Here is a 25,896-nt window from a genome sequence, read left to right as displayed (position 1 = left end):
ACAGCCTTTTTATACCTGTATCATATCACATTTGCCTGCTTTAGAACCAGTTCTTCAGCAATTTGGAGTGCATCCTTTAATTTTGAAGGATCCTTGCCTCCTGCTTGAGCCATATCCGGACGGCCCCCGCCTCCTCCGCCGCAAGCTGCAGCCGCTTCTTTAATAATTTTACCGGCGTTATAGCCCTGCTTCACAAGTGCAGGCGAAACAGCAACGACAAGATTAACTTTGTCCTCCGTAACTGCTCCTAAGACGATAATGGCCTCTGAAAGTTTTGCTTTCAGCTCATCAACAATACCGCGAAGCGCATCCATATTGGGTGCTTGAACCTCTGCGGCCAATACAGTAATTCCGTTGACTGTTTTCGCTTGAGTCTCAAGCGACCCTGCCTCAATTCGGCTAAGCTTGCTTTGAAGGGATTCGTTATCACGGCCAAGGTCCTTCACCTGTTGGTTAAGCGCCTCTATGCGTTTTGGCACGTCGTTTACATTTGATTTTAGCAGTGCTGCCGATTGTTTGAGAAGCTCCAGCTGTCCATCCATGAAGAGATAGGCATGACGACCTGTAACAGCTTCTATCCGGCGAACGCCAGAGCCTATTCCGCTCTCTCCAATCAGCTTGAACAGCCCAATCTGGGCCGTATTTGTGACATGACAGCCGCCGCATAATTCAAGACTGTAATCGCCAACTTGAACGACACGTACAACATCGCCGTATTTCTCACCGAAAAGCGCCATAGCACCCATCGCCTTTGCTTCTGCAAGCGACTTATACCCAATTGAAAGCTGCGTTCCGCGCCAGATTTGCTCATTCACACGACGCTCGATATCAACCAGCTCTTCAGGGGTAATACTGCCAAAGTGAGAAAAATCGAACCGCAATCGGTCTGCATTCACTAAAGATCCCGCTTGATTAACATGCTCGCCGAGAACATCCTTAAGCGCGCGGTGAAGCAAATGTGTCGCGGTGTGGTTCTTAATGATATCTTCCCTTGTCTGTGCAGTTACTGCCGCTTGAACGGAATCACCTACACGGACGGTTCCGTTTGTTACAAACGCATGATGAACAGGCTGGCCGTGAGGCGCTTTCGTTACATCCTCAACTGTTAATGTGAATCCGCTGCCTGCTATAACGCCATTGTCACCAATCTGGCCTCCGCTTTCTGCATAAAAAGGGGTACGGTCCAGCAGTACTAGCACTTGACTGCCAACAGCTGCAGATTCGACTAAAGCATCGCCTTCAACAATAGCAAGGATCGAAGCTCCCTCAGTAACGAGATCATTATAGCCGATAAACTCAGATTTCGCAGTGAATTCAGCCAAAGGTCCGCCCTGTACGTTCATACTTCCTGTATCCTGGCGGGCAGCCCGGGCACGCACGCGCTGTTCGTCCATTGCAGCATCAAAGCCTTCACGGTCTACGGTCATACCTTGCTCGGAAGCATAGTCTTCAGTCAAATCGAACGGGAATCCGAAGGTGTCATACAGCTTGAATGCATCTTGACCGCTGATTTGCTGCTCCCCGGCAGAACGGGCACCAGCTACAAGTTCAGCAAGAAGTGCAAGGCCGTCAGAGAGTGTCTCATGGAAACGTTCTTCCTCTGTACGAATGACCTTCTCAATGAATTCGCGTTTTTCGACGACTTCCGGATAGTAAACGCCCATAATATCGCCAACAATCTTTACTAGCACATGAAGGAACGGACGGTCGACACCTAATGTTTTCCCATAACGGACGGCGCGTCTTAGGAGGCGACGAATGACATAACCTCTTCCTTCATTAGATGGCATGACGCCATCACCAACGGCGAAGGCTACCGTACGGATATGATCCGCAATTACCTTGAAAGCAATATCATGCTCTTCATTCACATTGTACTTGAAGCCTGTGATTTCACTGGTGCGCTGAATGATAGGCTGGAACAGATCGGTGTCAAAGTTCGAATCCACATCCTGCAAAATCGAAGCAAACCGTTCAAGTCCGGCACCTGTATCGATATTTTTATTTGGCAGCGGTGTGTAGCTTCCATCTTTATTATGATTATATTGCGAAAACACGAGGTTCCATACTTCAAGGAACCTTTCATTTTCACCGCCGGGCCAGCATTCCGGATCGTTCAAGTCGCCATATTTCTCGCCGCGGTCATAAAAAATTTCCGTACATGGACCGCATGGGCCCTCACCAATATCCCAGAAGTTCTCTTCCAGCTTATAGATACGCTCTGCAGGCAGACCGATTTTTTCATTCCAGAAACGGAACGCTTCCTCGTCCTCAGGAAATACAGTTACAGACAAGCGGTTCGGGTCAAAGCCGATCCACTTTGGATCCGTCATGAATTCCCATGCCCATGTAATGACTTCCTCTTTAAAATAATCACCAATCGAGAAGTTACCGAGCATTTCAAAAAAGGTGTGATGCCGGCGGGTTTTGCCGACATTCTCGATATCATTAGTCCGGATACATTTCTGTGAATTGGCAATACGCGGATTTTCCGGCTTCACCCGCCCGTCAAAGTAAGCTTTTAGCGGTGCCATGCCTGCATTGATCCAGAGCAGCGAAGGATCATTATGCGGAACCAATGAAGCACTCGGCTCGATTTTGTGGCCTTTGCTTTCGAAAAAAGCGAGCCACTTGGAACGGATTTCACTTGCTTTCATAGTGATTCAAACCCCCATTAGTCGATAAATGCAGAAATAAAAAAAACGCCCCCAAAAAACAGGGACGAATGATTCGCGGTACCACCCTGGTTATTGCCCAGCCAGTCGTCACTGCTTCTTCCGCAGCTTAACTTCCATCGGCAATCTCCTCATGCAGGCGTTAACGGACCCATCCGGTGAATTTCATTCACACTCCGAAACCAGCTTCCGGCCATTCTTCACCATAAGAATTTTCACAGCCGACGTGAACTGCAGGCAGTCACGAAGAAATTCTTTCTCTGATTGGCGGGCTATGGCTGTACTTAAGTTTCATCCTCGATTTCATATCATGCAATTGGCGTAATTATCATTAGTATATCGAGACAGACAGGATAATGTCAAATAGTCTTTCTTCTAACATAATACGCAAACATATGCTGAAGGATAACTTTGATTGCTGCGAATATCGGAACTGCCAAAATCATCCCGACAATCCCGGCTAACTCCCCTCCCACGAGCAGCGCGAAGATGATCGACAGCGGGTGCATATGAAGTGTCCGCCCAACCACCTGAGGAGAAATAACATTGCCTTCAAGGATCTGGCAGGCCGTATTCACGATAACAACCATCAGCATCATTTTGAATGAAACGGTGGATGCCACAACAAGAGCCGGCGCTGCACCGAAGAAAGGTCCGAGGTAAGGAATGATGTTCGTGACCGCGACAACGCTTGCCAGGAGAAGCGAATACGGCATTCCAACAATTAAATATCCGATGTAAGCCAATATGCCTACGATTAGACATACAAGAAATTGGCCCCGGATATAACTGCCAAGCGCATTATCAATATCTTTCAGCAGCCGAACGGCATGCTTTCGATGGGACTTCGGCACATAAGTGAGCAGCGTTCGTTCAAAGACCTCAAAATCCTTCAAAATATAAAACGCGAGGAAAGGAATGATAAAAGCAATAAAAAGAACATTAATCATCGCACCAATATTGTTCACAAAACTAAATATCGAATCCGAAGCTTGCTTTTCCAGCTTGTACAGAGAGTTGTTGATCCCTCCGCGGATACTCTCCGGCAGAAACGAAGAGTTATTCAAATCATTCACGATGTTTTGCGCCCTCATTGTCAGGTCGGGCATATGTCGGTTAAGCTCCTGCAGCTGCTCAAGAAATATCGGAATCGCATTGACCAGCACGACGGTCAATGATGCGCAGAATACCGCATATATAAGCAGCACCGCGATGGTACGAGGTACCTTACGCTCGTTGAGCAGGCTCACAATAGGGTTAAGTACATATGAAATAATCATCGCGATGAGAAAAGGGGCTAATACCGCGCGCAGAAAGATATAGATATGTGTAATTACCGGCTTGAGCAGCAACAGCAAATAAAGCGAAACTAGTCCTAGAATGATATAAACCAACCATGCAAACAGTCGGTTATTCGTAAATCTATCCACGGCTCTCCCCCCTCATTTAATGATTGTCCATTTGTTTCAGTATATGTAAACCTAGGACAAATCATCCCGGAATGATTTGGAGCCAGCTTTGAAGAGCCGTGGCAATTAGCAGGAAATAACAAAGAACGGTGTTATCCCGAAAGGAATAACACCGCTTTTCGTTCATTCTATTAGTTTGCGTGGACTTGCGGCATTTCATCTTCAAAGAACAAATCATCAAGCGAGCTGAGCGTACCATCTTCTTCGACTTGATAAACGGACATTTTCTCCCCGTTCACAGTCAATTCAATGAAACAGCCCCAACAATAGTACTGGTGCGATCCAATTTTACCGATATCTTTCGAGTTACAATTTGGGCATTTCATTACACATTTCTCCCTATATCCGAATCAGAAGCAGTGACCTGCTCCAGACTAGCTTCACTGCCGGCCGGAACAATAATCACATCTTCCCCAAGCATGACATCATCGGAGCTCAGCGGAGCCGGGAGCCATCTGCGCCCTTCCATCAAATCCGCCACAAAACCGTCTGTCAATTCATAACCTACTATTTGTGTACCCTGTAAATCGTCAAAATAAACATCTGACACTCGGCCAAGTTGTTCACCGTGTTCCGTTACAACGGGTAAATCTTTCAAACGTATGGTGCCGGTATGAAAAGAACGCTGAACTTCGGCTATCTTCGTCTTGCGGATCGAGGCTTCATTCAGGATGAGAACCGCATCTTCCCCGCATATTAGTACGTCGCTCCAAAGAACTGCTTTCATAGCCGTCAGAAACCTTCTGCCAGCATCTAAAACGATACCGTCTAACCGCCAATGCTCATCAAACCAAGCATCCTTCACATGTCCGACAAGTTTGCCGGCACCCATCTCAATAACAGGAAGTCCAATCACATGCTGAAGTCGTATCACCGGTAGGAGGTCCTCCTAGGAATTATTACGAACACGGTTTACAAAAGTTGCAACTTTTTTTGCCGCTTGTTCGAGCTCATCGGTAGTATTCCCCAAACCAAAACTGAATCGCACTGCAGAAGATAATCGTTCTTGTGATATTCTCATCGCACGCAATACATGAGAAGGCTCCAGTGCACCTGCCGTGCAGGCCGATCCGCTGGATGCAGCAATACCCTCGAGATCTAAATTCATAAGCAGCGTCTCCGTATCGACGCCAATAAAACTGAGATTCACAATATGAGGCAGCCGATCCGAAGGATGACCGTTTAGCACGATTCGTTCTTGATCCACTAGCTCTTGCAGCCTCTCTATCCATGTATAACGAAGCTTGTCTAAGAAAAGTTTCCTCTCTGACATTAAATTCACAGAAAGTTCAAACGCTTTGGCAAATCCGACAATTCCGGCAACGTTTTCAGTACCAGCGCGCCGCTTGCGTTCTTGTGTCCCGCCGCTAAGCAGCGGATCCAATAGAATTTGCCTGCCGACATACAAAGCACCAACCCCTTGAGGACCATTAATCTTGTGAGCAGAGAAGCTCATCAGATCAACAGGCAGTGAGCGCAGATTAATCGGCAGAAGCCCCATTGCCTGTACAGCATCAACGTGAAATATAACACCATTAGACCGGGCGATACGGCCGATCTCTTCAATCGGCTGTATCGTTCCGGTCTCGTTGTTGGCGTACATGATGGTGATTAATGCAGTGTCAGGTTCTACAGCAGCTTCCACATCTGCTGTGGAAACCTGCCCGTATTCATCTACTGGAAGAACGGTTATCCGGAACCCTTCCCGTTCGAGTGCCTCACAGGTATGGAGAACGGCGTGATGTTCAACCGCAGATGTGATGATATGAGATTTGCCTCGTTTGCGGCCCGCTCTGGCAATACCGACAATCGCCGTATTATCGCTCTCCGTACCCCCCGAAGTAAATATAAGCTCGGAAGGAGAGCAGCCGATTCCGGCTGCAATCTTATCTCGAGCTTGGTTTAGCAATTGACGGGCTTCGCGTCCGAACCTGTGAATGCTCGAAGCATTTCCGACCGTTGTCGTTAATATATCCAGCATCACGCGCGCAACTTCCGGATGCATCGGTGTTGAAGCTGCATGATCAAAGTAGTATCGTTTCATTGTAATCATCCTTACTTACTCGTACGTCCACTAATACGTTATAACGCTTAGATATAGAACATGTAGGAGTCTGATTGACCTTCTTCTTTGTAATTCACAAGATCTGCAAGTGTTGTGGAGTCAAGTACGCCCGCAATGCTGTCTCGAATTCTCAGCCAAAGGTTACGCTTTGCCGGGTCGTCCTCTTCCGTAAAGTCAACAGGCGATATCGGCCCTTCAAGAATACGAATGACATCACCGGCAGTGATGGTTTCCGGATCTTGAGAAAGAACGTAGCCTCCGTAAGCGCCGCGGATGCTCTTAACAAGCCCTGCATTGCGAAGCGGTGCGATCAGCTGCTCCAGATAATGTTCGGATAATTGATTACGCTCTGCTATACTCTTTAGGGACGTAGGTCCCTCGCCGAATTTCACTGATAATTCCATCATAATTGTTAAGCCGTAACGGCCTTTCGTTGATATTTTCAACTGTGACACCTCTTCTCCAAAGAAACTGTATCTCGCTATTTAGGATGCTGCTGCTATGTACATGCTTCTAAATCACTGTATTCCCATAACATATATATGTTAACATACTGCAGACGGTTTTGGTGAAAAAAGCTTGTCCTTTCCATGAAAAAGTTGTTCAGATTATGCTACAATAGAGAAATTAAGCGCAAAATTCGATCGATCAGGATTATTGACGGCTTATTGTTGGATTAATCAAGGTGGTGAACAAATAATGAGTAATGCAAACACTCGTGTTGTTGTCGGTATGTCCGGCGGAGTGGATTCATCTGTAACCGCGCTGCTTCTCAAGCAGCAGGGCTATGATGTAATCGGCATCTTTATGAAGAACTGGGATGATACTGATGAATTCGGTCAATGCACGGCTGAAGAGGATGCGGAGGATGTGCGCCGCGTCTGTGACCAGATCGGTATCCCCTACTATACGGTTAATTTTGAGAAAGCTTATTTCGAGAAAGTATTTACGTATTTCCTGGACGAATATCGCTTGGGGCGTACTCCGAATCCGGATGTTATGTGCAACCGTGAAATTAAATTCGGTGATTTCCTGCGCAAGGCTGTAGATCTCGGTGCAGATTATTTGGCAACAGGCCATTATGCCCGCTTGGAACGATTGCCCGGCGGCGAGACCAAACTGCTGCGCGGTGAAGATTCGAATAAGGATCAAACCTACTTCCTGAGCGCTCTGAATCAGGACCAGCTCCGCAAGGCTATGTTCCCAATCGGTCATCTTCCCAAACCGGAAGTCAGAAGGATTGCGGAGCAGTTCGGACTTGCTACGGCGAAGAAGAAAGACAGCACAGGCGTTTGTTTTATAGGCGAGCGCAATTTCAAACAGTTTCTTAGCGGTTATCTGCCTGCACAGCCCGGTGCTATGATTGACATCGAAACCGGCGAAACCAAAGGCCGCCACGACGGACTCATGTATTATACACTTGGACAGCGTCAAGGTCTTGGCATTGGCGGATCCGGTAACGGTGAGCCGTGGTTCGTTGCTGCCAAGGATTTAAAGGAAAACATTCTGTATGTGGTGCAGGGCGACCAGCACCCGAGTATGTATTCCATCAGCTTAACGGCAACCGGCGTTAATTGGATTTCACCCAAGCGTCCGGAAGGCTCGATTCAGGTTACGGCTAAATTTCGTTACCGCCAGCCTGATCAAGGCGTTACTTTAACTTTCAAAGAAGATGGCACAACAGCAGAAGTTGTGTTCGATAAGCCGCAAAAGGCGATTACTCCAGGTCAGGCTGTCGTCTTCTACGATGGCGATGTCTGCCTTGGAGGAGGTACAATCGATATTGTACATCAAGCATAGCGGTTGCTTCCACAATAAAGCCTCCTTCGTCCATATTGGATGAAGGAGGCTTTATCATTGTGGTTCACGATTCTATGAATAAGCATTTAGCCGGTTTCGGCTTGATACTCTTCTTCTCTGTTCTCGTCCGCTTCACGTTTTCTCAGTAAAATGCGAGAAATACGCAGATTATCCGTTTCTTCTACGATAAATTCAAATCCTCCAGGATGATAAACCTTCTGATCCCGTGTCGGCGTAATCTCAATCTGAGCATACATCCAACCGCCAATCGTGTCATAGTCATCACTTTCGATATCGGTTCCGAAATAACTGTTCACTTCTTGAATAAGCATAAGTCCATTAATGGAGTGCGAGTCATCGTCTCTTACTTCAATGTCCGGACGCTCCTCGTCAAATTCATCTTGAATTTCCCCGACAATTTCCTCCATGATGTCCTCAAGCGTTACCAAACCTGAGGTCCCGCCGTACTCATCAATAAGCAGTGCGATTTGAGTCTTTTTCTTCTGCAGCAGCTTAAGGAGCGAGCTGATTTGCATGGAATCAGGAACGGTCGTTATCGGACGCATGATTTGGCGAAGATCCGCCGAGGCAAGGCCGGTTACCTTCAACATATCTTTGATATGGACGAAGCCGATAATATTATCTTTATCTCCCGCACAGACAGGATATCGTGTATGCATTTCCTTAAGCGCAATGGCTTTGTTCTCTTCGAAGGAAAGATTCACATACAAACAGATCATTTCGGTCCGGGGGATCATGATCTCGCGTGCATGGGTTTCTGCAAAATCAAATATATTGTCCATCAACGTTAATTCCGTATTATCGATTAGGCCGGACTTGTGACTTTCTTTCATGAGAATCCGAATTTCTTCATCCGTGTGGGCAGAATCATGCTCGGAGGCTGGTTCAATCCCAATCAGTTTCAGCAGCCAATTTGCCGTGCCATTTAAGAACCAGATGAATGGGTACATTATTTTGCGGAACACGATAAGCGGAATTGCTGTCCACATCGTGACCTCTTCTGACTTTCGTATTGCGATTGTTTTCGGTGCCAACTCCCCAAGTACGATGTGAAGGAGTGTAATGATCGAGAATGCAATTATGAAGGAAATCGTTTCAATGACTGCTTCATTCGAACCAAGCTTGAGCAGCCAAGGCTCAATCAAGTCTTTAATAGCCGGTTCCCCAATCCAACCAAGGCCAAGGGAAGCAAGTGTAATCCCGAGCTGACAAGCTGATAAATAGGCATCCAGGTTATTGGTCAGCATTAAGGCAAAACGGGCACGAGCATTACCGTCTGAGACGAGCAAGTCAATACGACTGCTTCTTACTTTCACCATAGCAAACTCCGCGGCAACGAAAAAGCCGTTTAGAAAGACGAGCAGCAAAATTAAAATACCATTCATCAATATGGGTAACGGGTCACTATTCAACGATTCCCTGTCTGCCGTTCACCGTTTATGACGACCACAACGACGACAGGTGCACCTCCTTCTGGAACTGAAAATTATAAAAAATGTTTATATTACTACATTAGTCGAAGCCGATCTTTACGTCAAACGAGCGGATCCTTGCATTACGCTGTTTTTGGTCTTTAATTATGTTTATTCGGTTAAGGCAGCCCTTTATGCGCTATTTGCTTACTCCTGCGGCTGTTTTTGTATCGTTCTCTGTATTATTTGTTTTTTCTTCGCTCTTGATTTTGCCTTATCTTATCCTCCATCCCCTGCTGTGTAGCCTTATAAAACGACTTATGCGCGATTGTGTCAGGCAAATAAACCTGCTTCACATAATGCTCAGGATAGTCATGAGGATATTTATACCCCACATGTCCCAGCTTCTCTGCTCCGCTGTAATGAGTATCCCGAAGGTGCAGCGGCACTTCAGCAGAGCCTATGGCTTCAATTGTGCCCCTCACATTGCCGATTGCTGCCGCCGCCGCATTAGATTTCGGACTTTCGACCGCGAACAGGATTGCTTGTGCGATATTATACTTCGCTTCCGGCCAGCCAATCTTATGATAAGCATCCATAGCCGTCACAGCCTGCACCATAGCCTGCGGATTGGCAAGACCGATATCCTCGCTGCATGCGACAATGAGTCTTCGTACAAAGGTCATCGGGTCCATCCCGAGCTTCTCTACGGCATACAGGAACCAGAAGAGAGCAGCATCACTTGATCCACGGACGCTCTTGTGAAAGGCAGACAGCACATCGTACTGCGTTGACTCATCCGCTCGAATCGTCGGCTTTCGGATCGACTCCTCCGCAATCTCAAGCGTGATATGAACCGAACCATCAGGCTTGGATGGCGTAGTAACCGCAGCGAGCTCCAGAGCATTAAGCGCTCTTCTTATATCGCCGCCAGCCATACTTGCGATATGCGCAAGCGCATCGTCCTCGATATGAAGGTCCATGAAGCCAAGCCCTCGTTCCTTATTTGCAAGCGCCCGGCGCATCGCTTCAAGCGCATCAATGCGAGTAAGGGCTTCAAGCTGGAACAAGGTAGAACGGGATAATAGCGCGCCATTCACATAGTGGAACGGATTCTCAGTTGTCGCTCCAATGAATATGATGATCCCCTGCTCAACAGCTGGCAAAAGCGCATCTTGACGGGAAGAATTAAAGCGGTGCACCTCGTCCAGAAACAAGATGGTTTTACGCCCGTACATCGACTTGTTCATTCTTGCTTGATCGATGACCGCGCGTACATCTTTCACTGAGGCTTCAACAGCATTAAGCTTAACGAATTCACCTTGTGTCCGTTTGGATATAATATGTGCAAGCGTCGTTTTACCGCAGCCAGGCGGACCGTACAGCAAAATCGAGGAAACCTGATCTGCTTCTATCGCCCGTCTGAGCAGTTTACCAGGACCCACGATCGCATCCTGTCCAATATACTCATCAATTGTCTCTGGACGCATACGGTCGGCAAGCAGCTTTGCTCTTGGTGCTTCGGAAGCCTCCTGATAAGAAAATAAATCCATTTATGCACTACCTTTTTTATAGTATCATACCACATCGGGATGCGCCTTCACCACAACCGCCCCCAATCTGACAACAAAACCCCTTTCCTTGAAGAGAAGGAAAGGGGTTTTGACTTGAAACGACTATTGGGTAAAGGTCTGAATAAGCAGTATGATGTTCAACCCTGCAATAATAATAGCAACGAACCATGCCAGTAATTTCATCCACAGCGGATTAGCAAATTTCCCCATCTTCACTTTATCACTCGTAAATTTAACAAGCGGAATAACAGCAAAGGAAAGCTGTAAGGAAAGAATGACCTGACTTAGAATAAGTAAATCCATGGTTCCGCTCGGCCCATAGATGGCCGTGACAATAACTGCCGGTATAATGGCGATTAAACGTGTAGCAAGTCGTCTGAGCCACGCCGGGAGACGGATGTTAAGGAAACCTTCCATGACGATCTGGCCTGCCAAGGTACCGGTCAGTGTTGAGTTCTGCCCCGCAGCAAGCAGCGCTACTCCGAACAATACACTTGCAGCCGTTGTGCCCAGCATTGGAGCGAGCAGATGATAAGCTTCTTGTATTTCAGCTACATCCGTCAAGCCCTTTGTATGGAACGTCGCTGCTGCAATAATAAGAATCGCTGCATTGATGAATAATGCGAAGAACAATGCAATGGTAGAATCCCAAGTGGCATATTTGATCGCTTGGCGTTTGCCGAGTTCCGTCTGATCGTACTGCCGCGTTTGAACGATGGAAGAGTGCAAATATAAATTATGCGGCATAACTGTAGCTCCAAGAATACCGATAGCAATATACAGCATAGCTGGATTTGTAACAATTTCACCGCTTGGGACAAAGCCTTTCATAACCTCGGCCACTTCGGGTTTCGCCCAGAACATCTCCAGCAGGAAGCAGCCGCCAATCGTTACGATCAGCATAATCACTAACGCTTCAATGTAGCGGAATCCTTTGTTTTGCAGCAAGAGAAGGATTAGAACATCTAGTACGGTTATTATAACACCCGCAATTAACGGGATATTGAACAATAAATTCAGCGCTATTGCAGCTCCGATAACCTCCGCTAGGTCGCATGCAGCAATTGCTAATTCACAAAGTCCCCATAACATCATGGAAACCGGTTTGCTGTAATGATCGCGGCATGCCTGCGCCAAGTCACGCCCTGTGACGATTCCAAGCTTGCCTGCTAAGGCCTGAAGCAGAATGGCCATCAGGTTGGAGAGCAATATGACCGATAAGAGCGTATAGCCGAACATCGAACCACCGGCTAAATCTGTCGCCCAGTTTCCTGGATCCATGTAGCCCACTGCAACCAGATAGCCCGGACCGGCAAAAGCAATAAATTTACGAATCCAGGAGCCGGTCTTTGGGATTTTCATCGATCTGTATACTTCAGGAAGGGTGGATTGGGATCTTTCGCTGCGCCATCCTGTTGGTTCTTTCACTAATGGAGCTGTTTCCTCACTCATCATCAATCACCTCTAGTTAACTTCATTATCTACATGATCTATTCCCTACATGTATGCAGCGCCTAGACCATTGTTTCCTATATTCATTGTACACCACCAAAAAAGTTTGTCAAAGGCAACTTTTATTCGTTAGGTCAACTATATGCAAAATAAGATCCGTTTAGACGAAGGCACGACTCATGCTCTTCTCTACACGGATCTCTCAAGGTTTTCTCTATTGGATCTTATTACGCTTTGTCCGAAGGACGTTTAAGCTTCTGAAGCAGCTTCGCCACAGTGGCGGTAATACGTTCGTTTCTTGCTTCCTCATCCTTCGCTTCATTGATCCAGTCCACGTATTCTCTGCGATCAAGCGGAGCCAGTGCGACGAAGAATGCATCCGCAGCAGGCTCAAGCGTAAGCGCCGCAATCAATTCATCCGGAACTGTCAATTCCTGAGGCGGCAGGCTGCGGTTTACTGTAATCGGTGTACGATTGGAACGCACTGCTGCCTTAGGAGCTCCTGTTCCTTCCAGGCGGAAACGTTTTGCCGTCCAGGTCTCGTCAACGGATATCATGGAAATCGTCTCATAGCCCTCGTCCGTAACCACTCTCCAACCTCTTAAACGGTTGATGTCTGTACGAATTTTGGAAGATTCTTCCGGATAACATATCCACAGCAGACCTTCTTTCTTCACAGCCTTCAATGCTTCTGGAGCATGCTCTTTGAGACTTGCGATATCTGAAGCGAAGAGCAGCACGAAATCATAGGTGCCGTCTTTAGCCGAATCATACCGGGTATTCTCTTTACTTACACCCAGATCTTCCTCGTAGGAGGAGTCTGGAGCCTCAAGGACGAGTATGCGCATGTCCAGGGTCAGTCCTAATTTATTCACTAATGCAGCATTCATCAATCTTGTCCTCCCGATGCGAGCAGATCGCGAACGACCACGCTCACCATAATTAATCCTGCGACCGGAGGAACAAACGCATTGCTTGCAGGAGGCTGTTTGGCCTTGCGAATTTCCGGCGCGTTCTCAGGAACGATACGCTGTGTGACATCTTCACGCGGTTTTTGCGGCTCCTCTGTTGAGAAAACGACTTTAACGCCCTTCTTGATTCCTTCTTTACGAAGCTTCTGGCGCACGACTCTTGCTATTGGATCCATAGAAGTTTTGGAAATATCCGCAACCTGGAATCTTGTCGGATCCATCTTATTAGCAGCCCCCATGCTGGAGATGATTGGAATCTTGCGTTCCAAACACTGCTTGATCAAATGAATCTTGTACATAATAGTGTCTGAAGCATCGACCACATAATCGAGCGGGTATTCGAAGAGCTTCTCATACGTCTCTTCCGTATAAAACATCCGCAGCGATATTACGTCACAATCCGGATTGATAAGTTTAATGCGGTCGCGCATCAGATCAGCCTTGGGCTGCCCTACTGTCGTTGTAAGTGCATGAATTTGACGATTGACATTCGTAATGTCCACGACATCCTTATCAATCAGAATAATGCGTCCAATACCGGTACGCGCCAGTGCTTCAGCGGCAATTCCGCCGACTCCGCCAATACCAAGAACAGCAACCGTGCTTTGTTTCATGATTTCCAGGCCTTCCGGACCAATTGCAAGTTCTGTTCGCGAAAATTGATGCAGCACGTTCAATTCCTCCTTCCTAGAAAGAGCAGACATCGCAAGCAGCGATGTCTGTTCTGTCATCCGGTCTTTTTCATATTTATTAGAAAGTCTTATAGATATAAATTAGCTGCCTTGAGGTGCTGCGGCAGCTGCGGCAGCCTCTGTTTGTTTGACCGGCTTTGGAAGCGTACGGATATGCAGCTGTTGAAGCTGGGAGATATCCACCTCAGAAGGAGCGTCGGACAGCAGGTCAGTTGCACTTGCTGTTTTCGGGAACGCAATGGTCTCGCGCAGATTCGTACGTCCCGTAAGCAGCATAACCAGACGGTCGAAACCGAAAGCAAATCCGCCATGCGGAGGCGTTCCATAATCGAAGGCATCCAGCAAGAAACCGAACTTCTCATGCGCTTCTTCAGCCGAGAAGCCGAGTGCCTTGAACATAAGCTCCTGCACTTCACGTTTGTATATCCGCATGGAGCCGCCGCCAACTTCGTAGCCGTTCAGTACAAGGTCATAAGCTTGCGCTCTGATTTGCCCCGGATCCGTCCCGAACAAAGCGATGTCATCATCATTTGGACGTGTGAACGGATGATGCTCAGCCACATAACGCTTCGCTTCTTCATCATACCCAAGAAGCGGGAAGTCCACGACCCATTCGAATTTGAATTTGGACTCGTCGATCAAACCAAGCTGCTTACCGATCTTGAGGCGCAGGTTGCCAAGAACGTCTGCTACGACCTTCTTCTTATCGGCGGAGAACAGCAGTAAGTCGCCTTCTTGGACGCCAAGACGCTCAGTCAATGCCTCGATTTCTGCCGGCTTGAAGAATTTCACGATCGGACCGCGCCATTCGCCTTCCTTAACGGTTACCCATGCAAGGCCCTTGCCGCCATAACGTGCAGCGAACGGTTGAAGATCATCCAGCTCTTTGCGGCTCCAGCTCGCACAGCCCTTTGCGTTGAGCGCTTTTACCACTCCGCCGCTTGCGGACACGGAAGCGAATACCTTCACATCACTTGTTGATACAATGTCCGTGATATCTTCCATTTCCATTCCAAAACGCAGATCCGGCTTGTCAGAACCGTATTTGTTCATTGCATCTGCATAGGTAATGCGCTGGAACGGAGTTTCAAGCTCAACGCCAACCGTTTCGCGAAGAAGTTTCGCTACTAACTGCTCAAGCAGCTCGAGCAATTGGTCTTGTGAAAGGAAGGATGTCTCAATATCCACCTGTGTGAATTCTGGTTGACGGTCTGCACGAAGATCCTCGTCACGGAAGCAGCGTGCGATTTGATAGTAGCGCTCCAGACCGCTGACCATCAGCAGCTGTTTGAAGATTTGCGGGGATTGCGGCAGTGCAAAGAACTCGCCAGGGTGAACACGGCTTGGCACGAGATAATCGCGGGCGCCCTCTGGCGTGCTTTTCGTAAGAATTGGCGTTTCAATATCGATGAATCCTTCACCGTCAAGGAAGTCACGGAAAATTTTCGCTGCCTTCGAACGAAGCTGCAGTGTTTTTTGCATTTCCGGACGGCGCAGATCCAGATAACGGTATTTGAGACGGATCGACTCATCCACTTCCACACCGTCTTCAATCGGGAACGGCGGTGTTTTGGCCGCGTTCATAATTTCAATCTCTGTGACGCGAATTTCGATTTCACCGGTAGCGATGTTAGCGTTAACCGTTTCTGCATCGCGCTCAACGACTTGACCGCGGACAGCGAGCACGTATTCATTACGAGCACGGTCTGCGATTGCAAGTGCATCACCGGAGAAATCCGGGTTGAATACGATTTGCATAATGCCTGTGCGGTCGCGAAGATCAATGAACAAGACTCCGCCAAGGTCACGGCGGCGCTGGACCCAGCCGTTCAACGTTACAGTCTGGCCTACCTCTGCTTTAGTAAGCGTTCCACAAGAATGCGTTTTTAACATCATGATATAAGTCGACTCCTCTATGATATAGTTTGTATCTTATCGTTCTTGGTTGATGGCTTCAGCCAGCTTATCAAGCAGTACAAACCGCTGCTCGCCTGACTTCATATCCTTAAGTGCAATCTCACCGCGAGCGAGCTCGTCATCACCGAGAATAGCGGTATAACGCACTTGCAGTCGATCGGCTGATTTCATCTGTGCTTTCATTTTGCGGCTCTGGTAGTCGCGTTCAGCGGCAATGCCTTTCAACCGAAGCTGATACAGCACGGCTGTCAGCTCCCGCTCCGCGGCTTCACCAAGAGCCACCAAGTAGACATCTACACGATGCAAATCATCAAGCTGGACCTCTTGGCTTTCAAGCAGCATAACGGTACGCTCAAGCCCTAGACCAAGTCCGACTCCAGGCTGATCAGGTCCGCCGATATCAGCTACAAGGCCGTTATATCGTCCGCCGCCGCCGATCGTGTCGATTGCGCCAATGCCTTCTGACTTGTACTCAAAGGCAGTATGCGTATAATAATCAAGACCCCGTACCAGCCTCGGATTAATCGTATACGGAATGTTCATGCTTGTGAGATGAACTTGCAGTGCTTCAAAATGTGTTCGGCATTCCTCATCCAAACTTTCCAATATGGATGGAGCTCCCTCGAAATGATGCTGATCAACCTTGCAATCGAGCACCCGAAGCGGATTACGATCCATACGTGACTGACAATCCTTGCACAGCATTTCCCGCTTCGGCTCCAAGAAGGCAAGTAACCGGTCCCGGTAGACTGCCCGAACCTCAGGCGTACCGACGGAATTGATTTCGACGCGGACGCCCTTCAAGCCTACCTCCGTATAGAAGGTATAGCCCAATGCGATTACCTCTGCATCCAGAGCAGCGTCGACGGCACCGAACGCTTCAACACCGAATTGATGAAATTGACGATAACGTCCGGCCTGCTGGCGTTCATAGCGGAACATCGGTCCGATGTAATACAGCTTTGTCAGATCCGGCTCGCCGTAAAGCTTATTCTCCACAAATGCACGAACCGCCCCTGCCGTTCCTTCCGGACGGAGTGTGAGGCTGCGGTTACCGCGATCCGTGAAAGTGTACATCTCCTTCTCGACAATATCGGTTGTTTCGCCAACGCCCCGTCTGTACAAGTCGGTCGATTCAAACATTGGCGTCCGGATTTCACGAAAATTAAACCGGCGGCAAATATCGCGCGCCTTGCTTTCGACGAACTGCCACTTCTCTACCGCGCCCGGCAGAAAATCCTGCGTGCCCGGAGGCTTTTGAAAGCCCATCTAAAACCCTCCTCAAAGTTATTTGCATCACCCAATGTTTCTGCTCATTTAAAGCCTTACACGCGATATAAAATCAAAAAAGCTCCCGTCCTCCGCCTTATCCAAGGCAAAAGGGACGAGAGCTGCGCGATGCGAAGCTGCCGTGGTACCACCCACATTTCGAATGCATACATACCCAAAAAAGCCGTATTCATTCGCTTAATCGGTTAACGCCCTGACTACGCAGATCAGCTACTCAGCATAAGGTAACACCGGAATGCCGTTCACTGCCTGTCCTCCGGGAAGTCTGTTCGTTCATGCACGTCAAGGATTCTTACAGCCCATGGAATCCCTCTCTGTGTGGGTGCCTTTGAACGACACGGTCCCATCTATGGATCGACACAATATAAGATCCATTGTATCGATCTGCCATTCAACTGTCAAGGGCTCTTACACCCGCATAACAAATAACTAAAGGAGACATTACGTGCAATCATTCTCTTTGGATTGGAGTGGATCTCCGACATGAATACAGAGCAATCATCCAATTCTACAGATAATCGCGCAGCCTCTAATCAGCTATGGTCCTCAAGTTTAGATACAGAAAACCGAGAAATCCAACATCCTCTTAACAAGTCATTGGACTGCCGCATTGATGAAATACTCCGGGAATTAGGACCAAGCCCTGATATTGTGGTGCGTAAACTGCTGATAAAGCATCCGGCACCGCTGCTAACACCCCGTATTTTCTCATTGGCGAATCCCTTTCAATCTGCATTCATCAGCCTTAGTGTGAGCTAAGGAGACAGAAAAAAACCTACAAACAAGTTGTAGGTCCATCAATAATATATTCAAAAAAGGGGGTCGAGTTCTAGTATAGACTGAGCATGTTATAAGAAGATTGAAAATAAGTTACAGTTAGATTACAAAAAATAAAGCGGTTACTCCGGTTTTGGCATTGGTACTCCCGTTGTACTTCGTACAAAAGTCGTTCCAATGCTCAAAACCTGCGCTGCAGGTAGGGCAACGCGCTGCGCGCTCAGCTAAAAGCCCTCGCTGTGCGCGAAGACTAAGCCCAGCCCAGATTCCGGTTTTGGCATTCTTTCTTGTGCGTTGCACAAATTCGCTCTACTGCCAAAACCTTCGAAATAAAACAGAAGGCGGCATATGCCGCCCTCTGTTTATAGGCTTCTTTGTCCTCTTGGGCTTTGGCCTCTAGAGGTTTGGCCGCCGCCGGACCATTCTGCGGCGGCTTCTATGTCTTCTTCAAGCTGCGAGAAGATGACTGCTTCTCTGCGGTCAGGGCTCATCAATCTGCGTGATGAACGCTCTACCCCTTGCTCTTTGCGTGATTGATGCATGACAAGCAAGCTCCCTCCACCGATGTTTCGCTGGCTACCTGCCGATGCTGCGATGCTGCCATCGGAGTATCGGCTATGCCTTCGAATAAATCTCTACGGTTTCTAGTGTTGCCTGTCCGCTCTATTCTAACACCTGCACTGTACAATTTTGCCAAACGGGTACGTAAGAACCGATTCTTGACCGAACAGCTTAGGTTTTACTATCAATAATTAATGTCACCGGTCCCCAATTAACGAGCGTTACATCCATCATCGCCCCAAATTGACCGGTCGCTACGTGAAGTCCTGCCTTGCTAAGTGTTTCGTTGAATAACACGTATAGACTCTCCGCTTGTTCCGGCCTTGCCGCTGCCATGAAATTCGGGCGCCTGCCTTTCCGGCAGTCTCCGTACAAGGTGAACTGGGAGACGGATAGAATCGCCCCGCCTACCTGGGCAACCGAATGATTCATTTTGCCGGACTCGTCTTCAAATATCCGTAAGCCTGCAATTTTGTCAGCCATATATCGGACATCTGCCTCTGTATCCTCATGTGTTATTCCTACTAACAGAACCAGTCCTTTATCGATCGAACCGACTAATTGACCGTCAACAGTCACGGCTGCTTCTTTGCTCCGTTGGACAACTACCCTCATCTTCTTGAACCCTCTCTAGATGACGACGTTATTGCATAATACGGGTGACCGTATAGACGTCTTTCACACGTTTTATCTTTTCTACAACCGCTTGTAAATGTTCAATATTCCGAATGAGCACCGCCATATGAATCATCGCAACCTTATTCTTATCGGAACGCGCCGATACGGCTGAAATATTCGTCTTGCTCTCCGAGACGACATGGAGCACTTCATTCAATAAACCAGGACGATCATGGCCAGTAATCTCAATATCGACGCTGTAATTCGCTTCCACCGATTGTTCCCACTCGACCTCTATGACACGTGCGGCTTCATCACCGTCTGTGCTTGCGCTCAGGTTCTGGCAATCGAGTCGGTGGACCGACACGCCGCGTCCGCGCGTAATGTAACCGATAATCTCATCCCCTGGAACGGGATTACAGCATCGTGCGAAGCGAACGAGCAGATTGTCAACACCCTTAACCGAAACACCGTGAGTCGGACGTGTCTTCCGCAGAGCAGGCGCTGTCTTAACTTCCTTCATTTCTTTGGATAGTTCAATCTGATTGGCTTCTTCCGCTTCTTTGCGCATTTTCTCTGTCAGCTTGGTGCAAATCTGCGCAGCTGTAATACCGCCGAAGCCGATGGCCGAGAGCATATCATCAATGTCATTAAAATTAAACTTGTAAGCCGCTTCCTGCAGCTGGGCATCCGATAACCAGGCGGATGGTTCAAGTGCCAGACGCTTCAGCTCGCGCTCGAGCAAATCGCGGCCCTTGGCGACGTTTTCTTCCCGCTTCTCTTTCTTAAACCACTGTTTGATTTTACTGCGGGCATGCGACGATTGCGCAATTTTTACCCAGTCCTGGCTTGGGCCATAGGAATGCTTGGAAGTGAGAATTTCAACAATATCCCCGGTTTTGAGCTTGTAATCCAGCGGCACGATTCGACCATTAACCTTCGATCCGATTGTCCGGTTACCGACCTCCGTATGCACGCGATAAGCAAAGTCAAGCGGGACAGAACCAGCCGGTAGCTCGAACACTTCTCCTTTTGGCGTAAACACAAAAACGAGATCAGAGAAGAAATCCATTTTCAATGATTCCACAAATTCCGACGCATCGCTGGCTTCATGCTGAAGCTCGATAATTTCGCGGAACAAGGTCATTTTATCCTCAAAATATCCGCCCGGTACGACAGTACCTTCCTTGTACGCCCAATGAGCGGCAATCCCGAACTCAGAGGTTCTGTGCATATCCCAGGTACGGATTTGAACTTCGGTTGGCTCGCCTGTAGGTCCAATGACGGTCGTATGCAGAGATTGATACATGTTCGCTTTAGGCATCGCGATATAATCCTTGAACCGTCCCGGCATCGGTTTCCACAGCGTATGAATGATACCTAGTGTCGCGTAGCAATCTTTAATATTGTCCACGATGATCCGAATCGCAAGCAAATCATAGATTTCGTTGAACTGCTTGCTTCGTGCCGTCATTTTCTTATAGATGCTGTAAATATGTTTGGGTCTGCCGGAGATGTCGCCTTCAATGTTCATTTCTTCCATTTTTTCTGTAATCCGGTTGATGACATCTTTAATATACTGCTCCCGCTCCACACGTTTTTTCTTCATGAGGTTGGCAATGCGGTAATACTGCTGCGGATTCAAATACCGAAGCGCAATATCTTCCATTTCCCACTTGATCGCGGATATCCCGAGCCGATGAGCGATTGGGCAAAAAATCTCCAGCGTCTCATATGCGATACGGCGCTGAGCTTCCTCGGATTGATACTTCAGCGTGCGCATATTATGCAGACGATCAGCCAGCTTAATGAGAATAACCCGAATGTCCTGCGCCATCGCGACAAACATTTTGCGATAATTCTCATTTTGCTGCTCTTCTTTGGAACGGAATTGAATTTTCTCAAGCTTGGTTAGTCCGTCAACAACTGCTGCGCACGGCTCTCCGAAACGGGCTCTTACCTCTTCCAGAGGGACAGTGGTGTCTTCAACCACATCATGGAGCAGTGCAGCAATTATCGACAGCACATCCATCTGCATGTTAACGAGAATTTCCGCAACAGCTACAGGGTGAAGAATATATGGCTCTCCCGACTTACGCACCTGCCCGTGATGGGCCTGGTCGGCAAATTCATAGGCTTCACTAATCCGCTTCAAATCTTGTTCTTTCATGTAGGTTGATGCTTTATCGAGTAAATGGTCTATGCCCATGAATGTCCCTTTCCGGAAAAGCGCATCGTACGCGCGTTTCACTTTCACTTTCCAACAACTTTCGCCTAATAATTTGAAGCTATAACAAAAAACAACCGCAAATGCGGCCGCAAGTTTTAATCTCGTCGTTTTCATACTATTATGCCTGTTTTTAAGGCTTTCCGTCAACCTGTTGCTTCAACGGATCAATAGGTATTGGGGCCGGGTGATCCCGCAGGGTGTGTCGAATGATGGTGATAGCCCGCTTGGACCAGCAAATAAAAAATTAACCGCCGGATCTGATGGCTTTTCCTGGATCCCGGCGGCTGTCGATCAAGTATTCGATTAATAAGTAACGAGCGAGAAAGGAACAATCCCATCCAGTTTAGTGCGGCCATCTAAGTAACCCAGCTCGATTAAGAACGCGGCTCCGACTACTTCTCCTCCCAATTGACGGATCAAATTAATCGTCGTAGCAATCGTTCCGCCTGTTGCAAGCAGGTCGTCGGCAATCAATATACGTTGTCCCGGCTTGATTGCATCTTTATGAATAGCTAGCTTATCACTTCCGTATTCAAGGTCATAGCTTGCTTCTACAACCTCGCCCGGCAGTTTGCCGCTCTTGCGGATAGGCACAAATCCGACGCCAAGCGCCACAGCCAGAGGTGCGCCCACGATAAAGCCCCTGGCTTCAGGGCCGGCAATTAAATCGATCTGCTTATCAGCTACGGCTTGTTTAAGTGCATCAATAGCCGCTGCATAAACGGGTCCGTTGTTAATGAGTGTTGTAATATCTTTAAATCGGATACCCGGGTTTGGATAATCAGGGATAACGCGAATATAGTCTTTGAAATTCATGAAACGACAGCTCCTTTTTTCATTGAGTTAATAGATGAGTCTTTCTGCTGCTTGGTGATCCAAGCTAATAATTCGCCCTCAGCCGCGAATAAAATTTGCTCAGCTTCCGATTGTCTCAGCTCGTCACGGTAAACGGAGGAGTGCGTGAGTTCTCTCTTGACAGGGTTTGCCACAAGCTGAAGCCGCTGTTCTTGAAGGTTCACGAGCTCAAGCTCCTCAAACACACGAAGCATGAAATGAATTTTTTCTAAAGGCCAGCCCATCATGATAGACAAACGCTCTTTGTGTCCATCCTCAGCAATTGGACATACTCTGCGCAGTGTCTGATACAGCTGCCCAAATTTCTCGCGGCTTGGAAAGGCCGGTTCCTCATTTCCTGCAGCAGGCTGTTCTCTGCCTTGGGAGGAACGCGATGCAGTTCCTTTCCGGTTCATTGAGGCTGCAGCCTGTTTAGGGGCGCCATATAAAGCGTAGACTGCTTCTAAACCGGGAGCATTCCTTAAGGCATCACCCAGCTTGACTGAATTAGGCGGTTTTCCAAACAGAACCAGGTTTGGACAGCATACGATATTCTCGCGTGCAAACTGTTCATACGTATAGATCCGCAGCTGCTTTGGAAGCGGAAGTTTCCCGAGCTCGGCGGCCGCCTCCTGCCATGCAGGTGTCGGGACAAGCAAAGCCCCATCCATCATACCGGCCTCCTCGATAAGCTTACGAAGAGAAGCGAACAGGTCGCCATCTACCCCAAAACGATGATCAAAGAGCTGCACCTGGGCTACTCGGATGTCCTGCATAAGGAATTGCGCTTTCCGCTGTCCATTCCACTCATTAATGGCCAGCTCTCCAACCAGCTCTACAGGGGCCCCTCCTGACAAGCGATCCGCAAGCGATCCGAAACCAAAGCCAACAGCATCGAGCAGTTTTCCTTCGCCGCTAAGCGAGAGCTTCAGATGTTTATTCTCCTTGCCCATCGTCCTCCTGTCGGCAACTGCTGCGCCCTGCAGCAGCAGCTTAGGAGAAGCGTTCCCAACCCCAAATGGCTCGAGCTGGGCTAATTGTTCCCTAACATGAAGGGTGGCTTCATCCATTCGGCAGGCTAGATCTACGATTGTTTTGGGTATCCAATCATCAGCTTCCAGCCAATCATCCGCAAGATGACCCAGCCGCTCCTCAAAGACTGCGAGTTGATCCCTATGCAGGCTCATTCCTGCCGCCGCCTGATGACCGCCGTAATGATCAAGAAACTCATCGCACTCGGTCAAAGCCGCATGAAGATCAAATCCTGCGATCGACCTGGCTGAGCCTTTGCACATTCCGCTGTCCGCATCGATTCCGAGAATCAGCGTAGGCTTATATTCTTTCTCAACAAACTTTGAAGCAACAATCCCCACCACACCGGGATTCCAGCCTTCAGCAGCAAGCACTATTACGGGTGGAGCAGGCCGTCCGCTCCGCTTAGCAGCCTCGCATTTCTCCGACCACTGTAATTGGGCTTCTTGCAGAATGTTCTCTACGATGAGCTGCCTCTCTTTGTTCAATCGGTCTAGTGTCAGAGCTGCAGCAGCGGCACTTTCATGATTAGCTGCAGCGAGCAATCTAACAGCACCCTCCGCATGCTCAAGGCGCCCTGCCGCATTGATTCGCGGCGCCATACCGAAAGCAATATCAGTTGCATTAACCGTGGAAAGCTGTATGCCAGCGACCTCGGCAAGTGCCTGGAAGCCCGGTTTTTCAGTTGTTCTAAGCTGCTCTAAACCCAGCTTAACTAGGATGCGGTTCTCATCCGTTAACGGCATGAGATCGGCAATCGTTCCGAGTGCTGCGACATCCGTCCATTCCAACGGCGGTGAGCCGAGCAACGCTTGTGCCAGCTTGAAAGCAACCCCTACGCCGGCTAAGCCTTTAAAGGGATAGGCGCAGTCTTCCTGCTTTGGATTTATGATAGCGAGTGCAGCCGGTAATTCATGCGGCGGCTCGTGATGATCGGTTACAATCACGTCGATGCCAAGGCTTGCTGCATACGCAATTTCCAAGGCAGCACTAATCCCTGTATCGACAGTAACAATTAACGTAACGCCTAATTGGGCTGCACGGTCAATCGCTTGATTGTTTAATCCGTATCCTTCCAGCATTCGGTGCGGGATATAAGAATCGAAGTTTAGTTCAAGACGCTGGAATAAGTAAGTCATGAGCGTCGTGGAGGAAACGCCATCGCAATCATAATCCCCATAGATCCGGACTCTTTCATTGCGAGACTGAGCAAGCTTTATCCGTTCAACCGCTTCAGCCATTCCTTTAAGCTGAAAGGGATCATGCAGGCATTCCAAGCCGCCATAAAGAAACTGACTGGCAGATCCCAGTTCATCGAATCCGCGCTGGACGAGCAGCTTGGCGACAAGCGGCGGCAGCCCAAGTGAGCTTGCCAGTGCCTCAGCCCTTGCCTCACCGTCCGAATCAAGCGAAGCTACCGTCCAACGTGTTTTGGAACGTATCAAGACGGGCACCTCCTATAGGTTCAAAGTTTTAAGAAGAAATACCGCGGCTACTAAGGATAGCATAAAAAAAGACGCTGCTGCTATTGCAGCAGCGTCGGCATCTGCTCCTGATTTGGATCATGATTCGTTTTGTAGGGGAAACCCGGATCATACGGTTCTACATGAACGGTTACCTCGGTCATGTGGCTAAACCTTTTCATCAAAAAATATTTGACCCGCTTTGCGATCTCGTTACCTTCCAGAACCGTTATACGGGGATTGACGCTGATCACAACATCGGCGACCACATAATGTCCATGCTCACGTGCACGAAGTTCCTGAACAGCTATTACACCTTCCATTCGCTGCACGACAATCATGATTTCACTCATATCCGCCGGTTCAACTTCAAAGGATCTGCTCCTCTTAACAGCATCTGAGGCAACGCGGTAGCCCGTAGTAAAAACGATGACCACAATGATAAGGGAAGCGGCAGGATCAAAATAGTAGAGCAGCGGCAGATCCACCACATCACCCAAAGCGGCTCCACCTGTACCTACGATAGCAGCTAGTGAAGCATATAAGTCCGTCCGGCGTTCTTTTACCGGAAACAACAATTCTTTTGCCGCAAAGGCAAGTACGACGACAACAGATGCCGTCCAGCTTGGAGCTTCATCAACACCGTCTGCTATGGATTTAATAGCTGAAATGCCGATTTCCAATCCTACTATCATGAGAAAAAGAGCGGCCATCACACCCGTGGCAGCCTCTGTCTTTCCCCGCATTGCCGGAACAGGCGCATCTGGCGCGCCAAGCTTCCGGCATCTGCGGACACCAGTTAAAGAAATGAACGATGCGGCAGCATCCGAGGCAGAACGACAAGCATCAGTAAGCAGCGTTTTACTGCCTGATTGAAGACCAATACCACCCTTTAAAGCAGCGATACAGGCGTTGCCGATGAGTCCGGTCCACGCTGCGGACTCCGCTTTCGCGTAACGTTGGTTCGCTGTCATGGACGCCTCCTAAAAGTTTTGCGGAGCAAAACTGACTTCGTAAGCATGATCTTTAGTTTTGCGGAGCAA

21 protein-coding genes are annotated in these 25,896 nt (G+C 48.4%); 2 read left to right on the top strand and 19 right to left on the bottom strand.

Translation table 11 applies throughout. From position 1 onward, the window contains the following. Window positions 1–20: 20 nt before the first annotated feature. From alaS to cymR, 6 genes are all read right to left on the bottom strand, one after another. Window positions 21–2,657: an alanine--tRNA ligase gene (gene alaS / locus ACFPYJ_RS13615; RefSeq protein WP_379188694.1), complete on the bottom strand. Its 2,637-nt coding sequence runs from the start codon at window positions 2,655–2,657 to the stop codon at window positions 21–23. A gap of 377 nt (window positions 2,658–3,034) precedes the next feature. Continuing rightward, on the bottom strand, window positions 3,035–4,105 hold the full coding sequence (locus ACFPYJ_RS13610) for an AI-2E family transporter (RefSeq protein WP_379188693.1): 1,071 nt from the start codon (window positions 4,103–4,105) through the stop codon (window positions 3,035–3,037). Window positions 4,106–4,275: 170 nt separating this feature from the next. Next, on the bottom strand, window positions 4,276–4,470 hold the full coding sequence (locus ACFPYJ_RS13605) for a hypothetical protein (protein ID WP_379188692.1): 195 nt from the start codon (window positions 4,468–4,470) through the stop codon (window positions 4,276–4,278). Beyond that, a complete protein-coding gene (locus ACFPYJ_RS13600) occupies window positions 4,470–5,018 on the bottom strand; it encodes a PRC-barrel domain-containing protein (protein ID WP_379188691.1) in 549 nt (182 codons plus the stop codon). The genes ACFPYJ_RS13605 and ACFPYJ_RS13600 overlap by 1 nt, the downstream gene beginning before the upstream one ends. Window positions 5,019–5,033: 15 nt before the next feature. Then, window positions 5,034–6,188 carry a cysteine desulfurase family protein gene (locus ACFPYJ_RS13595; protein WP_379188690.1) on the bottom strand — a complete coding sequence of 385 codons (1,155 nt, stop codon included), beginning with the start codon at window positions 6,186–6,188 and terminating at the stop codon, window positions 5,034–5,036. A 47-nt stretch (window positions 6,189–6,235) separates the two neighbouring features. Next, entirely contained in the window at window positions 6,236–6,655 is a 420-nt protein-coding gene (gene cymR / locus ACFPYJ_RS13590; protein ID WP_379188689.1) for a cysteine metabolism transcriptional regulator CymR, read from the bottom strand. Window positions 6,656–6,908: 253 nt separating this feature from the next. Here cymR and mnmA point away from each other — a divergent pair, with 253 nt between their 5' ends. Then, window positions 6,909–8,009 (top strand): tRNA 2-thiouridine(34) synthase MnmA, encoded by a 1,101-nt coding sequence (mnmA, locus tag ACFPYJ_RS13585; RefSeq protein WP_379188688.1) that lies wholly within the window; start codon window positions 6,909–6,911, stop codon window positions 8,007–8,009. An 86-nt stretch (window positions 8,010–8,095) separates the two neighbouring features. On the opposite strand, the gene ACFPYJ_RS13580 is transcribed toward mnmA, so the two are convergent. The 7 genes from ACFPYJ_RS13580 to hisS all read right to left on the bottom strand — a co-directional run bounded on the left by ACFPYJ_RS13580 (window position 8,096) and on the right by hisS (window position 17,317). Next, window positions 8,096–9,415 carry a hemolysin family protein gene (locus tag ACFPYJ_RS13580; RefSeq protein WP_379188706.1) on the bottom strand — a complete coding sequence of 440 codons (1,320 nt, stop codon included), beginning with the start codon at window positions 9,413–9,415 and terminating at the stop codon, window positions 8,096–8,098. A gap of 269 nt (window positions 9,416–9,684) precedes the next feature. Further along, window positions 9,685–10,995 (bottom strand): replication-associated recombination protein A, encoded by a 1,311-nt coding sequence (locus tag ACFPYJ_RS13575; protein WP_379188687.1) that lies wholly within the window; start codon window positions 10,993–10,995, stop codon window positions 9,685–9,687. 123 nt (window positions 10,996–11,118) lie between these two features. Then, window positions 11,119–12,468, bottom strand: a complete 1,350-nt coding sequence (locus ACFPYJ_RS13570) for an Nramp family divalent metal transporter (protein WP_379188686.1) — start codon at window positions 12,466–12,468, stop codon at window positions 11,119–11,121. Window positions 12,469–12,695: 227 nt separating this feature from the next. Beyond that, the gene (locus tag ACFPYJ_RS13565; protein WP_379188685.1) at window positions 12,696–13,358 is read right to left on the bottom strand and encodes a YdeI/OmpD-associated family protein; all 663 of its coding nucleotides are present in this window, start codon (window positions 13,356–13,358) and stop codon (window positions 12,696–12,698) included. Beyond that, on the bottom strand, window positions 13,358–14,110 hold the full coding sequence (locus tag ACFPYJ_RS13560; RefSeq protein ID WP_379188684.1) for a tRNA threonylcarbamoyladenosine dehydratase: 753 nt from the start codon (window positions 14,108–14,110) through the stop codon (window positions 13,358–13,360). The genes ACFPYJ_RS13565 and ACFPYJ_RS13560 overlap by 1 nt, the downstream gene beginning before the upstream one ends. A gap of 102 nt (window positions 14,111–14,212) precedes the next feature. Further along, complete coding sequence (gene aspS / locus ACFPYJ_RS13555; protein WP_379188683.1) at window positions 14,213–16,027, bottom strand: aspartate--tRNA ligase; 1,815 nt, start codon at window positions 16,025–16,027, stop codon at window positions 14,213–14,215. Window positions 16,028–16,063: 36 nt separating this feature from the next. Further along, window positions 16,064–17,317, bottom strand: a complete 1,254-nt coding sequence (hisS, locus tag ACFPYJ_RS13550) for a histidine--tRNA ligase (RefSeq protein WP_379188682.1) — start codon at window positions 17,315–17,317, stop codon at window positions 16,064–16,066. Between the two features lie 504 nt (window positions 17,318–17,821). Between hisS and ACFPYJ_RS13545 the strand changes: the two genes are divergently transcribed. Beyond that, the gene (locus ACFPYJ_RS13545) at window positions 17,822–18,097 is read left to right on the top strand and encodes a hypothetical protein (RefSeq protein WP_379188681.1); all 276 of its coding nucleotides are present in this window, start codon (window positions 17,822–17,824) and stop codon (window positions 18,095–18,097) included. Window positions 18,098–18,477: 380 nt separating this feature from the next. On the opposite strand, the gene ACFPYJ_RS13540 is transcribed toward ACFPYJ_RS13545, so the two are convergent. The 6 genes from ACFPYJ_RS13540 to ACFPYJ_RS13515 all read right to left on the bottom strand — a co-directional run bounded on the left by ACFPYJ_RS13540 (window position 18,478) and on the right by ACFPYJ_RS13515 (window position 25,827). Further along, window positions 18,478–18,657, bottom strand: coding sequence for a hypothetical protein (locus tag ACFPYJ_RS13540; RefSeq protein WP_379188680.1), 180 nt, complete (start codon window positions 18,655–18,657; stop codon window positions 18,478–18,480). Between the two features lie 190 nt (window positions 18,658–18,847). After that, on the bottom strand, window positions 18,848–19,291 hold the full coding sequence (gene dtd / locus ACFPYJ_RS13535) for a D-aminoacyl-tRNA deacylase (protein WP_379188679.1): 444 nt from the start codon (window positions 19,289–19,291) through the stop codon (window positions 18,848–18,850). A 28-nt stretch (window positions 19,292–19,319) separates the two neighbouring features. Further along, entirely contained in the window at window positions 19,320–21,503 is a 2,184-nt protein-coding gene (locus ACFPYJ_RS13530) for a RelA/SpoT family protein (protein ID WP_379188705.1), read from the bottom strand. A 324-nt stretch (window positions 21,504–21,827) separates the two neighbouring features. Continuing rightward, window positions 21,828–22,340, bottom strand: coding sequence for an adenine phosphoribosyltransferase (locus ACFPYJ_RS13525; protein WP_379188678.1), 513 nt, complete (start codon window positions 22,338–22,340; stop codon window positions 21,828–21,830). Continuing rightward, on the bottom strand, window positions 22,337–24,835 hold the full coding sequence (gene recJ / locus ACFPYJ_RS13520) for a single-stranded-DNA-specific exonuclease RecJ (RefSeq protein ID WP_379188677.1): 2,499 nt from the start codon (window positions 24,833–24,835) through the stop codon (window positions 22,337–22,339). Before recJ ends, ACFPYJ_RS13525 begins: the two co-directional genes overlap by 4 nt. Window positions 24,836–24,915: 80 nt before the next feature. Then, on the bottom strand, window positions 24,916–25,827 hold the full coding sequence (locus tag ACFPYJ_RS13515; protein ID WP_379188676.1) for a cation diffusion facilitator family transporter: 912 nt from the start codon (window positions 25,825–25,827) through the stop codon (window positions 24,916–24,918). Window positions 25,828–25,896 lie beyond the last annotated feature (69 nt).

It is taken from the genome of Paenibacillus solisilvae (genome assembly GCF_042656405.1).
In the GTDB taxonomy this organism is placed as follows: Bacteria; Bacillota; Bacilli; order Paenibacillales; family Paenibacillaceae; genus Paenibacillus_Z; species Paenibacillus_Z solisilvae.
This window is presented reverse-complemented; position numbering and strand designations above follow the sequence as displayed.

Excerpts from the sequence above, each read along its gene's own strand:
- alaS (WP_379188694.1), bottom strand. The coding sequence starts at position 2,657 with ATGAAAGCAAGTGAAATCCGTTCCAAGTGGCTCGCTTTTTTCGAAAGC.
- ACFPYJ_RS13605 (WP_379188692.1), bottom strand. The coding sequence starts at position 4,470 with ATGAAATGCCCAAATTGTAACTCGAAAGATATCGGTAAAATTGGATCG.
- ACFPYJ_RS13595 (WP_379188690.1), bottom strand. The coding sequence starts at position 6,188 with ATGAAACGATACTACTTTGATCATGCAGCTTCAACACCGATGCATCCG.
- mnmA (WP_379188688.1), top strand. The coding sequence starts at position 6,909 with ATGAGTAATGCAAACACTCGTGTTGTTGTCGGTATGTCCGGCGGAGTG.
- ACFPYJ_RS13580 (WP_379188706.1), bottom strand. The coding sequence starts at position 9,415 with ATGAATGGTATTTTAATTTTGCTGCTCGTCTTTCTAAACGGCTTTTTC.
- ACFPYJ_RS13575 (WP_379188687.1), bottom strand. The coding sequence starts at position 10,995 with ATGGATTTATTTTCTTATCAGGAGGCTTCCGAAGCACCAAGAGCAAAG.
- ACFPYJ_RS13570 (WP_379188686.1), bottom strand. The coding sequence starts at position 12,468 with ATGAGTGAGGAAACAGCTCCATTAGTGAAAGAACCAACAGGATGGCGC.
- ACFPYJ_RS13565 (WP_379188685.1), bottom strand. The coding sequence starts at position 13,358 with ATGAATGCTGCATTAGTGAATAAATTAGGACTGACCCTGGACATGCGC.
- aspS (WP_379188683.1), bottom strand. The coding sequence starts at position 16,027 with ATGATGTTAAAAACGCATTCTTGTGGAACGCTTACTAAAGCAGAGGTA.
- hisS (WP_379188682.1), bottom strand. The coding sequence starts at position 17,317 with ATGGGCTTTCAAAAGCCTCCGGGCACGCAGGATTTTCTGCCGGGCGCG.
- ACFPYJ_RS13545 (WP_379188681.1), top strand. The coding sequence starts at position 17,822 with ATGAATACAGAGCAATCATCCAATTCTACAGATAATCGCGCAGCCTCT.
- ACFPYJ_RS13540 (WP_379188680.1), bottom strand. The coding sequence starts at position 18,657 with ATGCATCAATCACGCAAAGAGCAAGGGGTAGAGCGTTCATCACGCAGA.
- dtd (WP_379188679.1), bottom strand. The coding sequence starts at position 19,291 with ATGAGGGTAGTTGTCCAACGGAGCAAAGAAGCAGCCGTGACTGTTGAC.
- ACFPYJ_RS13530 (WP_379188705.1), bottom strand. The coding sequence starts at position 21,503 with ATGGGCATAGACCATTTACTCGATAAAGCATCAACCTACATGAAAGAA.
- ACFPYJ_RS13525 (WP_379188678.1), bottom strand. The coding sequence starts at position 22,340 with ATGAATTTCAAAGACTATATTCGCGTTATCCCTGATTATCCAAACCCG.
- ACFPYJ_RS13515 (WP_379188676.1), bottom strand. The coding sequence starts at position 25,827 with ATGACAGCGAACCAACGTTACGCGAAAGCGGAGTCCGCAGCGTGGACC.